The sequence below is a fragment of the Caldicellulosiruptor naganoensis genome, assembly GCF_026914285.1.
In the GTDB taxonomy this organism is placed as follows: Bacteria; Bacillota; Thermoanaerobacteria; order Caldicellulosiruptorales; family Caldicellulosiruptoraceae; genus Caldicellulosiruptor; species Caldicellulosiruptor naganoensis.
The window spans coordinates 2,437,078-2,450,045 of sequence record NZ_CP113864.1 but is presented as its reverse complement, the minus strand read 5'-3'; the positions used below and the strand labels follow the sequence as shown (position 1 = coordinate 2,450,045).

Here is a 12,968-nt window from a genome sequence, read left to right as displayed (position 1 = left end):
GCATTCCTCTCCATCTTAAAGAGGATGGAGTCTCCTGCGCTGGGTTGTGATGAAAATTTACAGCAAACACAAAGTCTTCAGTAATCCATATTACGATGTATTTGTGATACATTACGTCAAAACACATGAAAAGTCAATGGTTACAACAGGGTTTTAAGCCCTGCTCTTTGTTGCTAACAATTAATCCACAAGGAAGGGGGTATATCATATGGCTGAGTGTCCAAACCTTACAGGATGTCCATTTTTTAACGACAGAATGGCTAATATGCCTGCAATTGCTCAACTCTACAAAAGAAGGTATTGTCTGGGACAAGGAGAAGGTAAGGAAAGCTGTGCAAGATGGATAGTCGCACAAAAACTGGGTAAAGAATATGTTCCACCAGACCTCTTCCCCAACCAGTTAGAAAGAGCTCAACAGATACTGCAACAAGCGCAGAATCCAAAATAACAGGTTGGGGAAGGTGGGAAAATGCTTAAAACAGTACTTTGAAAAATTTCATTTGCTGTTGGAGTATGGTTCCTGGTAAATTTGCTGTTGTATCTTGCTCTGCTAACCATTGATACACTGAGATTTTTTGCTTTTAACTACTCTGTCTTTTTCGTGATTTAGTTTTGCAAAGATGTATTCCTGATATTTCAACCACTTACGGTCTATGTAGCAGTTGTATTCCCTACCCTTTTATACAGAGTGTCAAATTTTTTAGATGAGTAAAACGAAGGTAAGTAAAATCAAAAGGAAGTTAGCCACGGCAAAAGTTAGGAAGTAAATTTGCCGTGGCTTTTTGTTTTTTAGCAGACAAAATTTCTGTGTAGCAAATTTCAAAATCATGGTATAACTATAATGAGAAAAAACTTTAGCAAAAGGAGTTGATATAGCCATGAGAAAACTTTTGAGCTTTGCAGTCATCCTGAGCCTGCTGAGGTAAGGACGTCACATTTCCTTTTTTGGCTGAAAGGATAGTTGGCGTGATATAATGAAATTAGAGTTAACAGAAGCAGGGGTTAAAACCATGAGGAGGATTTTAACTTTCATAGTTGTATTAAGTTTAGCAATAACTATTTCAGCAGTACCGTTTAACTCTAATGCAGGTACGACCAGTAATTTACTGACACAGGCAGTAACGACAGCAATAAACAAAATAGACTACATCACAGCAGGTGAGTTTGTAACATCGCTCTTAATGGGTGCAAAAGTAAAGCCGGATAAGCCTCTGGACTACTGGGGAAAGGCAGTCAAAATGGGCTTGATACCGGCAGAGGTGAAAAAAGACAAGCCGCTGACACGTGCTCAGGCAAGCTACATTATATGGAAGTAAATCAACGCTGTCCCAGAACTTAAAGATAAAAACATACCAGTAAAAGTTGAGTATCTCTCACCAGTAGATTACACCCTCTGGCCGAAAGGTGAACCAGGTAAAAATTTCAGAGGTGCGTACGTACCCTGGTACAGAGACCCATATTCCTACGGTGATGAACCAATTTATACGAATGCTTACAGGGTAATAAGGACATACAACATTGTGGTGATTGACAAATACTACAAGGATGGTACAGTCAAAACAGTGCATGTATGGAACAGGCTCAGAGATTATGACCCTGCAAAGGACTGGGCAAAACTGTTGCAAAGATTCATGAAAGAACAACCAAACAAGGTTAAGTTTGATTTTCCACAGGAGAGAACAAAGGCTTTAGTGTGGGATATAATGCCAGTCATCTTTTTCAATCTTGACCCCAATAAGCAACTGCCTGCAGGTAAAAAACCATATACTCTGTACAGAGTAGTTCCTGGAGATGTTCTGTATCCTGAATATGGCAAGAAATATCCTGGTGCGTACTACTTCTATTATCCTTATCAGTGGGAAGGGAAAACAGAATATGCAATAGCAAGCTTTGCATTCTTACAATTTGGCAAATATAAGAGCAAAAATCCGGAAGATTGGAACTTGACGGCAGAACTTAACCCGATGTTCAACGAATCGTTGAACCGCTGGTTGATGAGCTTGCCAAGACAATATCCGCTTGACCATACAAGGTTCAAATACATCTGCGTAGACTTCAAATCAGTACCGAAACTTTACCAGGAACCAATGCTCAGACTTGCAGACCTTGGTATAATCACACCTGATGTGAATATCGATAAGAACATATTCAAAACCAAATTCGTTGATGGACAATTGTATTGTGAAGGTAAAGTAAAACCGCCAAAACTTCCAGTACCAGATATCAGATTCAATGCAGGTAGAATACTAACACAGAAAGAAGCAACCGAGATGATAGCAAGGGTATTTGATGAGTCCAGAAGAAAAGTAGTTGATGAGATGACATTTGATTACAGCAAGGAAAAGAATCCTAGAACGGTGGATGAGAAAGGAAGCGTGCTGTACGATGGTGGTACAGGAAATCCTGATGCGCGAACTGAACTTTTGATGTTCCAGCATACTGGTACATCAATAACACTCAGAATTGATGAATTGTGGCAATTGTTCTATGCCCAGTATTTAATGGAGAAATATCCAGACGCACCAATGCTCTTCACTAATGTATACTATTTAAATCCATACCGCTATATATCGAATGATAAGCTTAAAAAACTTGACCCCAAGATGCGTGAAGAGATAATAGGTAGAATGTGGTATAAATTACACGTTGGGTTTGTTTATACACGAGATGATCCAACTCCATGGTTTGGAGCAGTTGGACTAAATAGTTGTATAAGTGTTCAAATAGCGTTAGTAAATGGTGTAAGAGTATCACAAGAAGCAGAAGAAGAATATTTAATCAAAAAGAAAGATATGATCGGTTACTACAGTCAGAACAGTAGCAAGAGGTGATGGAGAGGTGGCTAAAAATAGAATATTATCAGGGAGCAGGAGACTGAAAAAGTCTCTTGCTCTCTTTTTATCTCTTGTTTTTATACTGGAGCTTATATTGCAGGTAGTACCTGTTCAGAAAGTTTTTGCAATAAACTATAGTGCTATTGGCAACAATTACTATGAAGGTGGATTTGATAGTTATACAGGATACGACAAAGTCGCCAAAAAAGAGGTTACTGTATATCGTTATGATATTGAGAGAGATATGGGATTTGCCCCTCTCATTCGGATTGAAAGAAATTACTATGATCTCAACGTAGAGTTAGCGGTAGACTACAGGAAGGCAGTTTATGGACTGCCAACAGACGTTATTGGGCCAAAAAATGACCCACAGGAATGGAAGCCATCATCGATTGGCTACTGGTTTATAGATTCATCGGGGAGAATAGTACCTGTAAAAGACATTAGCAATCCACCAGCAGGAACTAAACGTGTTGTTTTCAAATACATGGGCTACGACCCGGACGGTAAACCCGTAAGAGACCCATACTGGCCAGACGAAAGTATTGAAGACCTCAGCTGGAATGACCTGACTGCAAATACTATCCTGCTTATAAGTGATCCAAGAGTTAAATCAAGTTATCCACAGTTGCTCAATCAAAATACTCTTGCAGACTTGAAAGATTCAAGGACTCTGGACGCTATATTCACTGAAATTATCAACGGTACCATAATGCATTAAGATTGTACTGTTGCTGGTAAGTTGAGAAACTACAGTACAAGCCGAACAATTAATGGCAGATACTCATATGAACTCATTAGTAAACTTGGCGGTAAAGTAAATAAGTGGAACTACAAAAACTATGTTGTGTTACTGGGTTCTCCGAAAGAACTTTATGTCACTGCGTATTTCTTCTTTTTGAAAAACGGAAATGTGTACGCTGTAGGTTTCTCAGGAGCAATAGGAAAGTTTTTACCAATACAATACAAAGATGCTCCTGAACTGAGCGATGTTCAAACGACAGCAGCTACTGTAAAAGAAGTTAAAGGAATAGACCAGAATGGAAATGAAATGAATCTCCCAACAAAAGACGGTAAATACTGGGTAGATACCACTACAGTCAAACAAATAAAAGTTACATTTACTTTGTATGGCAAGTTTTATGATGCTCAAAAATCTTAGAAGAAAATAATGCATTAGACTGGTGGTATACACGAAAAGATGTAACCCAATGGATGACTGTTGCGAACTATTTAAAGTTATCGTATTCTCAAAATGGGCAAACTGTAACAAAAGATTTGACAGACGAATATTTCTATTTTGGGGGACTTTATACGGGTGATGATAGATATAAACAATCCTCAAAACAGAATGTTGACCTAGAAGATTTAAACACAGCTTACTGGTGGGATGATTGGTTAGACCTTAACAATAGAGACATATATCTTCCCACAACCGAGTTAAAGCCTGGTACTAACACATTATCCTTTGCTGGCAAGGTAAGGGTATTTTTCAATGCTGGTTACCATACAGATGCGGTTAATTCCAAGAGCGTGAGCATACAGTTTTTAGTAACCGGTCTGCCAAAACCAACAGTACAGGCGAAAGTTGAACCAGCAGATACTAAAATTGCTTATTATAACGGGCAGTACTATTTAGATGGCGAAGTACTCAACCCGGCAACTTTGGACGAGAAGGTAGGGGCAACAGCGAGCGTTGACACCAACCAACTCTTCCCAGGAGTAAAAATAAAACTGTGGGAGTTCAAAGTGTATAAAAAGCGATATGACCCTGTGCAGGAAAGTTATGTCCCGGTTGAGGTTAAGAACTTCACAATAGATACAGCTAACAATCCAAACATAACGCTTTCTGAGGACAAAGGTACATGCACTTTTGCTCCTGCATCTGACATGGCAGTGTTCACTGAAAACATCAAGAATGTACGAGTCGGTACAACATACACACCAGCATACTACGTAGTCGCAAGATACCAGACGAAGGTCAACTCAGTCACTATCATCTACAACCAGCCATACTTTATGGGTGATGACCACATCTCTGTCCTGAAATTGCTTTTGGTTTCAGGGCAAGTAGGGGATACCGAACTTCGGTGCAAATTCCTGCTTCTTGGGGCAGGGGCAATTGTTCGGTTTGACATAATTTAGTTAACATGATGCAAACAGGTAAAACTGGACAATTAGCACCGCTGCGCCTTTTTATGTATTTTTCAAAAGATTAAAAAGTAAGGCTCAAATACCTAAATAGTTACACACCCTTTTTTAGCTGCTCAATAGCTTTTTTAATGCCAGGAATCAAAGTTACAATCAAACAAACAATCAAATCAGGACCCAAATATGTTGCGTTATAGACTGCAGAATACCACACAGGGTTCATTCCTTTTGGTGCATAAGATGCAAAGAATACAAACCCTGATACAAAGTGGAAGAAAAATCTGCCAAGTCCGCCAACCACAATCCCAGCTGGCAAGCTTTTTTTGAAAAATCCTGCAAGGCCTGAAGCTCCAAATGCCAAGGGATAGTCCAAAAGAAGCTGTGCCCAGTGAACAACATAAGACTCTTGTATGAGCTGCAAGATCCCATAAGCGACTCCTGCAATAATTCCAGCAGCAGGTCCGAAGATGTAGCTATATACAAAAAGTGGAAGCATGCTTGCAGGTGTAATTGAACCACCCTGTGGCATTCTGTAGAGTTTTATAAACGAAAGTGTAAATGAAAGAGCAATACTAAGTCCACCATAAACAATTGCCTTTGTTGATAAATTCTGTCGTTTATAAGTAGCCATCAAAAATAAAGATAAGATAAACAAAACAGATACAATAGCAATTGTATACCATTTTAGCTTTGTGACATCTTTGAAGACGTTGAATAGATATTCAACCATTTTTAAGTTCATCTCCTTTAAGATTGTTTGAATTTCATTATCAATATAAATAATACCAGTCAATACTTATTTCTTCAATTATTAAAATAAAGCTAAATACTTAAAAAACTTACTTCATTCTGATATAATAAAGAAGGATTTTTTATAAAAAATAGCTTTTTAAAAAAGGAGTATGATGAAATGTCACAAATCCGAGCAATAGTTGGCACCCAATGGGGTGACGAAGGCAAGGGTAAGATAGTTGACTTTTTAGCAAAAGAAGCTGACGTTGTTGTCCGTGCCCAGGGAGGAAGTAACGCTGGGCATACAATTGAAGCATTTGGCAAGATTTTTAAACTTCACTTAATACCATCAGGGATACTTTATAAAGACAAGATAAACATCATAGGAAATGGAGTTGTAATTGATCCAGAATCACTCATTGAAGAGATAGAGAGCCTGCAAAAAGAGGGTATAACAACAGAGAACCTGCGAATTAGCGACAGAGCACATTTGGTTATGCCATATCATAAGATACTTGACGAAGAGCAGGAAAAGCAAAGAGGGGAAGAGTCACTTGGTACAACGAAAAGAGGAATAGGCCCTGCTTACACTGACAAAACAGAGAGGACAAACTTAAGAGTTTGTGACATGCTTGATGAAGAAGAGTTTGTCCAAAAGCTGAGGATTGTATATGAGAGAAAAAATCGAATACTTACACAGGTGTATCACAAAACCCCTATGAAGTTTGGTGAGCTTTTGGAACAGTTTATGAAGTATGGGGAGATTCTAAAACCATATATAACAGATACAATAAAGCTTTTGAACGATGCTATAAAAGAAGGGAAAAAAATCCTGTTAGAAGGTGCACAGGCAACAATGTTAGATCTCGACTATGGCACATATCCATATGTTACATCATCACACCCGACAGTTGGCGGATTTTGTATAGGGGCTGGAATTGCACCGAAACACATCCAAGAGGTTATAGGAGTTGTTAAATCATATACAACAAGAGTTGGCAAAGGACCATTTCCCACAGAGCTTTTAGACAGAGTAGGAGATACAATTCGCGAAAGAGGCAAGGAATACGGTACCACCACTGGAAGGCCAAGAAGGTGCGGCTGGCTTGACCTTGTGGTTGTAAGATATGCAGTTTTAATTAACGGAATTGACAAGATTGCACTCACAAAGCTTGACACTCTTTCAAATCTGCCAAAAGTGAAGGTGTGTGTGGGGTACAGGCACGCTGGCAAAATCCTTGATTTGTTCCCAGCATCATTGAAGGTTGCAATGGAATGCAAACCAATTTATGAAGAATTTGAAGGCTGGAGTGAAGAAGAGATAAAAAAGGCAAAAGAGTATGATCAGCTGCCAAAAAGCGCCAAAAAGTACATTGAGTTTATAGAAAAAGAGACAGGTGCAAAGGTATACTTAATTGGAACAGGACCTTCAAGAGAAGATATAATCATAAAAGAAAATTAAAAAGATTCTATAAAATAGAAAGCCGCCCATAAACTTGTATTAGAATGGGTGGCTTTTTGTGTTTTTGGATTAACTATTAATGACGTTCTTAACACTTTTAACAGCACCTCTTACTTGGATACTTCTAAGTGAGTTATTAGTACAGAACGCTTTGAACAAGGTGATGAGAGACAGAACCTCAATTGTAATTGCTCACAGGCTTTCTACTATTAAAGATGCAGATTTGATAATTGTCCTTGACAAAGGCCAAATAGTTGAGATGGGAACACATGACAGCTTAATTTCTAAAAAGGGTGTATACTACGAGCTTTGCACAAGCCAAATAAGGTTTGTTAAAGCAGGATGATAAGAAACAGACAAACAAATTTTTGCTATTTACAAGCTTGCTTTTATGCTTTATAATATAAAACCGCGGCTATCGTTGTGTGGGCCATTAGCTCAGTAGGCAGAGCACCAGCCTTTTAAGCTGGGTGTCCCGCGTTCGAGTCGCGGATGGCTCACCATTTAATTTGAAAAGTGGCAGGTGGCCCCGTGGTCAAGTGGTTAAGACACAGGCCTTTCACGCCTGTAACAGGGGTTCGAATCCCCTCGGGGTCACCATTTGTTTATAGGAGCTGAGTACCTTCCGCGCATGCGGGAGATGAAAAGCTCCAGGCATATTCTGCTTGCCTTGCATGAGGCAACTGGGATATGCTAAATATTTTGCAAATAGAAAAAGAAACACTTTACAAACCAAGAAGGCGGGGCCAGAATCCCTGCCTTTTTATTTTTCTTCTCTGGGAAGCTGCTTTTCTTTATTCTATGGTCAAAATCTCTAAGGCTAATGTTTTCTTTTCGTAAATACTCACATCTCATAAGGCATAGCCCTAAAATGGCAAAGCAAACGATTACATAATTTTTGAAAGGAAAAAGGAGCTTGCTTTACAGAAGGATTAGAAACACAGGAGTTTTAATCTCAGCCCTTATCTTTGGTGCTATGAGGTTTCTTTTTTTTTTGGTTTTCACCTTGCAAAGCTTGATGTGACATACGCCTCAATGAATGCAGCAACCACAACCAAAACTGCACCAAGTATGCTCAAGATGCAAAATCTTTTGAAGACAATCTTAAAATCTTCTTTTTTCTTTTCCAGAACAAGATTTTCAAGAAAAATGGCGGATGCAACAGATCCAATTAAAAATGCAAAAATCTCAATTACTCCATGGGGCAAAAGCAAAAGCAGAGTCTTTCCAAGTGAGGTGTGTTTTGCCGAAAGTGCAGCCACAGCCCCTACAATAATTCCATTTGACATCAAAATAAACAGCGAAACAAGGCCAAATGTGAGCGTTCCTGCAACAATCAAAATAAGATAGACTCTCATGTTGTTTTTGAGTATTGCCAAGAAAAGCTCAAATTTGTTATCAACATTTTTCAAAATCTGCTGGAACATCTTTTTAAGATACATATCAACATATTTGCTTATCATATCGCCAAAATATATTCCGGCCAATATACCCAAGATCAAAAAAAGAAGAAAAATACCAAGACAAATTAAAATAAGTCTTTTTTCTTTTCTTAAAGTTTCAACCAAAAAGCTAAAGCTCAATTTCAAAGCCTCCTCAAAAAGGTTTGTAGAGCTATTTAAAATCATAACAAATTGGTTCTTTTTTGTAAACCAATGCAAGCAGGAAAGATTTTCACAAATTTTTAATTAACATTTCCTCAGTTTAGTATATAATATTGTTGATAGTAAAAAAAAGGGGGAAGTTTGAAACATGAAGATAACATACCTTGCACATGCAAGCTTTTTGATAGAGACAAAAACAGGGGTAAAGATTTTAACAGACCCTTACGATAACTCTGTTGGCTACACAGTGTTTGAATTATCACCTGATATTGTTTTGACCTCTCATAAACACTTTGACCACGGCTATACTGGCGCATTAAAGGGTGATTTTACTCTTGTGGACAAGCCTGAGGAGTACAATGTCAAAGGAGTAAAGATAAGAGGTATAAAGACGTTTCATGACCAGGAAGCTGGGCAGAAAAGAGGGGAGAATATTGTATTTGTCATAGAGGATGAGTTTTCTGTAGCACATTTGGGTGATTTGGGTCATGAGCTTGAAAAAGAGCATCTTGAGAAGATTGGCAAGGTAGATATCCTTCTCATCCCTGTTGGTGGAGTGTATACAATTGATGCAAAAGCAGCTTACAACGTTGCAAAGGCTATAAATCCAAAGATTATAATTCCTATGCACTATAAAACAGAAAAGCTGAAATTTGATTTGGGCAAGCTGGAGGGATTTACAAAGCTTTTTGACAATGTAGAATATGCAAACTCTTTTGAGCTTGAGATAAAAGAACTTCCTGAGGCTCAAAAGGTCATTGTACTTTCGCACAAAGGTTAAAAATGCTTTGAAAATATAGCCTTGGTTGAAACTATACTTACAAAAAAGGAGAAAACACAATGGCGAAAAAGGAAAAGAAAAAGCAAACTTCTTCTTTTACCAGTGCTCAAGAAGCTCTACATCTTTATCCCATAAGATTTGTTTTGCTTTTTGTATTTTCAGCACTTGTACTTATGACACCTTACTACAGAGGGCTTTACTTTGACTATGAACTCACTGTTTTTCAAGCAATAGCCTCTGCAATTTTCATCTTATTTGCCGTTTATCTTTATGCCTCAAAAAAAGGTTTTGAGGTCAAATACAAGCTTGAGTATATCTTTTTACTGTTTATGGTAGCATATATTGTGCCATTTTTCTTTGCAGCAAACAGAAGATTGGCAATAGGTGAGTTTTTGAAATATGCATTCTACTTTGCTATATTTGCAATGGCAATAAGGCTTGCAACTGGCAGGTTCGAAAAGCTTACTATATTAAATGCTCTTTTTATCTCAACAATTGGTGTTGCATTTTTTGGATATCAGGCAGCGGTAGGATTGATACCTGAGACTGCCCGGCCTTTAGGAATGGCAATGAATGGCCTTTGGGTAGGGAATATGATAAACTCAACCTTGCAATACCACAACACAGCAGGAACTGTGCTTGCATTTGGGTTTATAATTGGTCTTTTGCTGGGGCTATATACTGAAAATAAGTTTTTAAGAGCATTTTACTTTGCTGCCTCTTCCTTTGTGCTGACAGCCTTTTTCTTTACATACTCAAGAGGGTCCTATGTAACTTTGCCAATTGCGCTTTTGGTATTCTTTTTGCTGCTTCCAAAGGAAAAGAGGATTTCATTTGTTTTTGACCTGGCAATAATAGGTGCAGTTGTTTTGGCATTTTTGAACAAGGTAGGGGCTCAACTAAATCCAAATGGCAAAGAGAAACTATGGCTGATTTTGCTTATGCAGCTTGCAGTTGTGTGGGCAGCTGCATATGCATTTAGCTTTGTTGAAAAGAGGTTGTATGTGCTCAAAAATGAGGTTTATATCATCTCGGCGGTTACAATTGCAGCACTTGGTATAGTAGGGTTTATAGTTGCTCTAAATATGCACCTTCTTCCAGCATCAATTGTGGAGAAGATAAAATCAATCAGCTTTACAGAAAGAAACTTTGTTGAAAGGCTTGTTTTTTACAAAGATGGACTCAAAATCTTTTTGAAAAGTCCAATTTTCGGCTATGGCGGTGGAACGTGGGTATCACTTTATTTCATGTATCAGTCGTACTTATACTTCACAACACAGTCTCACAACTACTTTTTGCAGGTGCTTCTTGACACAGGGCTTTTTGGATTTGCCATTTTGATGGTGTTTTTATATACGCTCTTTTCAACTGCTTTGCAGGCATGGCTTAAAAAAGATAAGGAGAAAAATATCCTGATTGCAGGTATTATTGCGGGGGCTGTACAGCTTTATCTTCATTCAATCTTGGATTTTGACTTTTCTCTGGCGTCTGTTCAGGTTCTACTTTTTGCAAGCTTAGGTGTATTGGTTGCAACAGCACAAGAAGTGCTTCAAAAGACCAAAGAGGATGGAAAGCTAATTGTGCAAAGAAGAACAAAGGTGCTTTCCCCGGCACTTTTAGTCTTTTACCTTTTTGTGATGATTATTTCAATAAACTTTAGAATAGGAAACTACAATGCAAACATTGGTCAGCAAGCTCTACAGATGAATAACTTAACAGCTGCATACTCATTTTTATCAAAGGCAGTAGAATATGATTCACTCAGTTCTTCAGCTTTAAGTGACTATGCTACAGTGCTTTACAAAATTGGTGACCAGAACAAGGATGCAAACTTGATTGCAAAGGCAAATGATTACTTCAAACAGGCAATTAAAAACGATAGATTTAACGCTAAGATAAGATTTAAATATGCTGTGTATTTACTCTCCCACGGTGCAATAGACGAAGGGCTAAAACAGATAGAAGAGGGGATAAAACTTCAGCCTCTTCAGCCAGCAAACTATGAGCTGAAGGCTGATGCGTATGCAAAGGTTGGAGATTATTACCTGGGTAAAGGTGATAAAGAAAAGGCGAAAAAATACTATGAGGTTGTGTTAAAGATTCCGCAGGAGATTGAGAGAGTAAAAAAAGAGAAAGAAAAAATGCCTGAAGTAGTAAAGCAAGATCCGAATTCTCATAAATTTGGTATAACAGACAGGACATTACAAATAGTAAATGAAGTCAAAAAGAAAATATAATTTTGAGGGATGTTAAGTGCGTATGTAAAAGGATAAATTTGTCATTTGGAGGAAACTAATTAATGTTATGTGTGGTTGATTGTCGGTGCATTAATTTAGAAAAAAATCACGGTATAAGTAGATATACTTATGAGATTATTAAAAATGCTCCGAAGAACATCAAGCAGAATCTAATACTTATTGCTGATATAAGAAACTTTGATGTATTGACTAAAGCATTTGAGGAAGTGATGGAAATTGTGAAAATTAAATCGTCTTTTTTATCTCCGTATGAAAACATAGAAATTCCAAATGTTTTAAAAGAAATTCGAAAGAGGACAAAAGAAGAGATAGCTTATTTTTCGCCTTCATTTTCATCACCGCCAATAATAGATAAAAGGATTAAAAAGTATATAACTATCCATGATTTAATGCACTTGGACTTTTACTCAAGTTTAAAGAACAAAGTATATTATTCAACATTGGTAAAGTATTATATTAACACAGCTGTTTACGTATTTACTGTTTCGAACTATTCTAAAGAGAAAATAATTAATTACTATGGCAATTCAGAAAAGATAAAGGTAATATATCCTGGAATTGATGTGAATACTTTTAGGAAACTGAAAGATGAAGAAATTGAACGTCTTAAAGATGTGTACTCTTATCTACCTGAGAAATTTTTCTTGTTTATAGGAAATAACAAAAAGCACAAGAATTTTTCATATGCTTATGAGCTTTACAAGTGTTTAAAGAGATTTTATCCAGGACATAAACTTATATCGAATGTTTGGGATAATGAAAGTGACAAAGACATTATTAGATTAGAAAAGCTTGATGACAATTTACTCTGTTTTTTGTATAACAGGTGCGAAGCATTTTTATATCCTTCCTTATATGAGGGCTTTGGGTTGCCACCTTTAGAAGCCTTAGCATGTGGAGCAAAAGTTATAGCTTCGAAATGTGCGTCTTTACCAGAGGTTTTGGGTGAACATGCAATTTACATTGATGTATTAAAATCTGCTGAGGAAAATGCTTTTGAGGTGGTTGAAAAGCTCACCAAACTAAAACCTGAGTTTGAAGTTATTAGTCAATATATTTCCAAATATAATTGGCGGGACTTGAGCAGAAAAATATTCGATTTTATATTTTCATAAATTATTGGAAATTATTCTTGTTTAATAAAAA

Annotated in this window: 12 protein-coding genes, 2 tRNA genes and 1 pseudogene; 13 read left to right on the top strand and 2 right to left on the bottom strand. The window is 37.4% G+C overall.

Annotated features, from left to right (window positions below):
- Positions 1-208: 208 nt before the first annotated feature.
- The 6 genes from OTJ99_RS12185 to OTJ99_RS12160 all read left to right on the top strand — a co-directional run bounded on the left by OTJ99_RS12185 (position 209) and on the right by OTJ99_RS12160 (position 4,979).
- The gene (locus OTJ99_RS12185; RefSeq protein WP_045166049.1) at positions 209-448 is read left to right on the top strand and encodes a hypothetical protein; all 240 of its coding nucleotides are present in this window, start codon (positions 209-211) and stop codon (positions 446-448) included.
- A gap of 526 nt (positions 449-974) precedes the next feature.
- On the top strand, positions 975-1,316 hold the full coding sequence (locus OTJ99_RS12180) for a hypothetical protein (protein WP_052671515.1): 342 nt from the start codon (positions 975-977) through the stop codon (positions 1,314-1,316).
- A gap of 204 nt (positions 1,317-1,520) precedes the next feature.
- Positions 1,521-2,831: a hypothetical protein gene (locus tag OTJ99_RS12175; RefSeq protein ID WP_052671516.1), complete on the top strand. Its 1,311-nt coding sequence runs from the start codon at positions 1,521-1,523 to the stop codon at positions 2,829-2,831.
- A 7-nt stretch (positions 2,832-2,838) separates the two neighbouring features.
- Positions 2,839-3,555 (top strand): Athe_2463 domain-containing protein, encoded by a 717-nt coding sequence (locus OTJ99_RS12170; RefSeq protein ID WP_045166050.1) that lies wholly within the window; start codon positions 2,839-2,841, stop codon positions 3,553-3,555.
- A gap of 21 nt (positions 3,556-3,576) precedes the next feature.
- The gene (locus OTJ99_RS12165; protein ID WP_045166051.1) at positions 3,577-3,996 is read left to right on the top strand and encodes a hypothetical protein; all 420 of its coding nucleotides are present in this window, start codon (positions 3,577-3,579) and stop codon (positions 3,994-3,996) included.
- Between the two features lie 53 nt (positions 3,997-4,049).
- Entirely contained in the window at positions 4,050-4,979 is a 930-nt protein-coding gene (locus OTJ99_RS12160; protein WP_045166052.1) for a hypothetical protein, read from the top strand.
- Positions 4,980-5,079: 100 nt separating this feature from the next.
- Here the strand turns inward: OTJ99_RS12160 and thiT are convergent, their stop codons facing one another.
- Positions 5,080-5,727 (bottom strand): energy-coupled thiamine transporter ThiT, encoded by a 648-nt coding sequence (gene thiT / locus OTJ99_RS12155; RefSeq protein ID WP_269015374.1) that lies wholly within the window; start codon positions 5,725-5,727, stop codon positions 5,080-5,082.
- A gap of 168 nt (positions 5,728-5,895) precedes the next feature.
- Here thiT and OTJ99_RS12150 point away from each other — a divergent pair, with 168 nt between their 5' ends.
- From OTJ99_RS12150 to OTJ99_RS12135, 4 genes and pseudogenes are all read left to right on the top strand, one after another.
- Positions 5,896-7,179: an adenylosuccinate synthase gene (locus OTJ99_RS12150; protein ID WP_045166054.1), complete on the top strand. Its 1,284-nt coding sequence runs from the start codon at positions 5,896-5,898 to the stop codon at positions 7,177-7,179.
- 127 nt (positions 7,180-7,306) lie between these two features.
- Positions 7,307-7,525: pseudogene (locus OTJ99_RS12145) on the top strand (ABC transporter ATP-binding protein); the annotation flags it as partial.
- 81 nt (positions 7,526-7,606) lie between these two features.
- A tRNA-Lys gene (locus OTJ99_RS12140) sits at positions 7,607-7,682 on the top strand.
- Positions 7,683-7,704: 22 nt separating this feature from the next.
- Positions 7,705-7,779, top strand: a tRNA-Glu gene (locus tag OTJ99_RS12135).
- Between the two features lie 401 nt (positions 7,780-8,180).
- On the opposite strand, the gene OTJ99_RS12130 is transcribed toward OTJ99_RS12135, so the two are convergent.
- On the bottom strand, positions 8,181-8,762 hold the full coding sequence (locus OTJ99_RS12130) for a stage II sporulation protein M (protein WP_235374904.1): 582 nt from the start codon (positions 8,760-8,762) through the stop codon (positions 8,181-8,183).
- 169 nt (positions 8,763-8,931) lie between these two features.
- Here OTJ99_RS12130 and OTJ99_RS12125 point away from each other — a divergent pair, with 169 nt between their 5' ends.
- From OTJ99_RS12125 to OTJ99_RS12115, 3 genes are all read left to right on the top strand, one after another.
- Positions 8,932-9,564: an MBL fold metallo-hydrolase gene (locus OTJ99_RS12125; protein ID WP_045166056.1), complete on the top strand. Its 633-nt coding sequence runs from the start codon at positions 8,932-8,934 to the stop codon at positions 9,562-9,564.
- A gap of 59 nt (positions 9,565-9,623) precedes the next feature.
- Positions 9,624-11,801 carry an O-antigen ligase family protein gene (locus OTJ99_RS12120; RefSeq protein WP_045166057.1) on the top strand — a complete coding sequence of 726 codons (2,178 nt, stop codon included), beginning with the start codon at positions 9,624-9,626 and terminating at the stop codon, positions 11,799-11,801.
- A 62-nt stretch (positions 11,802-11,863) separates the two neighbouring features.
- The gene (locus OTJ99_RS12115) at positions 11,864-12,937 is read left to right on the top strand and encodes a glycosyltransferase family 4 protein (RefSeq protein WP_045166058.1); all 1,074 of its coding nucleotides are present in this window, start codon (positions 11,864-11,866) and stop codon (positions 12,935-12,937) included.
- Positions 12,938-12,968: the final 31 nt, after the last annotated feature.

Coding starts and splice junctions, on each gene's coding strand:
- OTJ99_RS12185 (WP_045166049.1), top strand. CDS start 209: ATGGCTGAGTGTCCAAACCTTACAGGATGTCCATTTTTTAACGACAGA.
- OTJ99_RS12180 (WP_052671515.1), top strand. CDS start 975: ATGAAATTAGAGTTAACAGAAGCAGGGGTTAAAACCATGAGGAGGATT.
- OTJ99_RS12160 (WP_045166052.1), top strand. CDS start 4,050: ATGACTGTTGCGAACTATTTAAAGTTATCGTATTCTCAAAATGGGCAA.
- thiT (WP_269015374.1), bottom strand. CDS start 5,727: ATGAACTTAAAAATGGTTGAATATCTATTCAACGTCTTCAAAGATGTC.
- OTJ99_RS12150 (WP_045166054.1), top strand. CDS start 5,896: ATGTCACAAATCCGAGCAATAGTTGGCACCCAATGGGGTGACGAAGGC.
- OTJ99_RS12125 (WP_045166056.1), top strand. CDS start 8,932: ATGAAGATAACATACCTTGCACATGCAAGCTTTTTGATAGAGACAAAA.
- OTJ99_RS12120 (WP_045166057.1), top strand. CDS start 9,624: ATGGCGAAAAAGGAAAAGAAAAAGCAAACTTCTTCTTTTACCAGTGCT.
- OTJ99_RS12115 (WP_045166058.1), top strand. CDS start 11,864: ATGTTATGTGTGGTTGATTGTCGGTGCATTAATTTAGAAAAAAATCAC.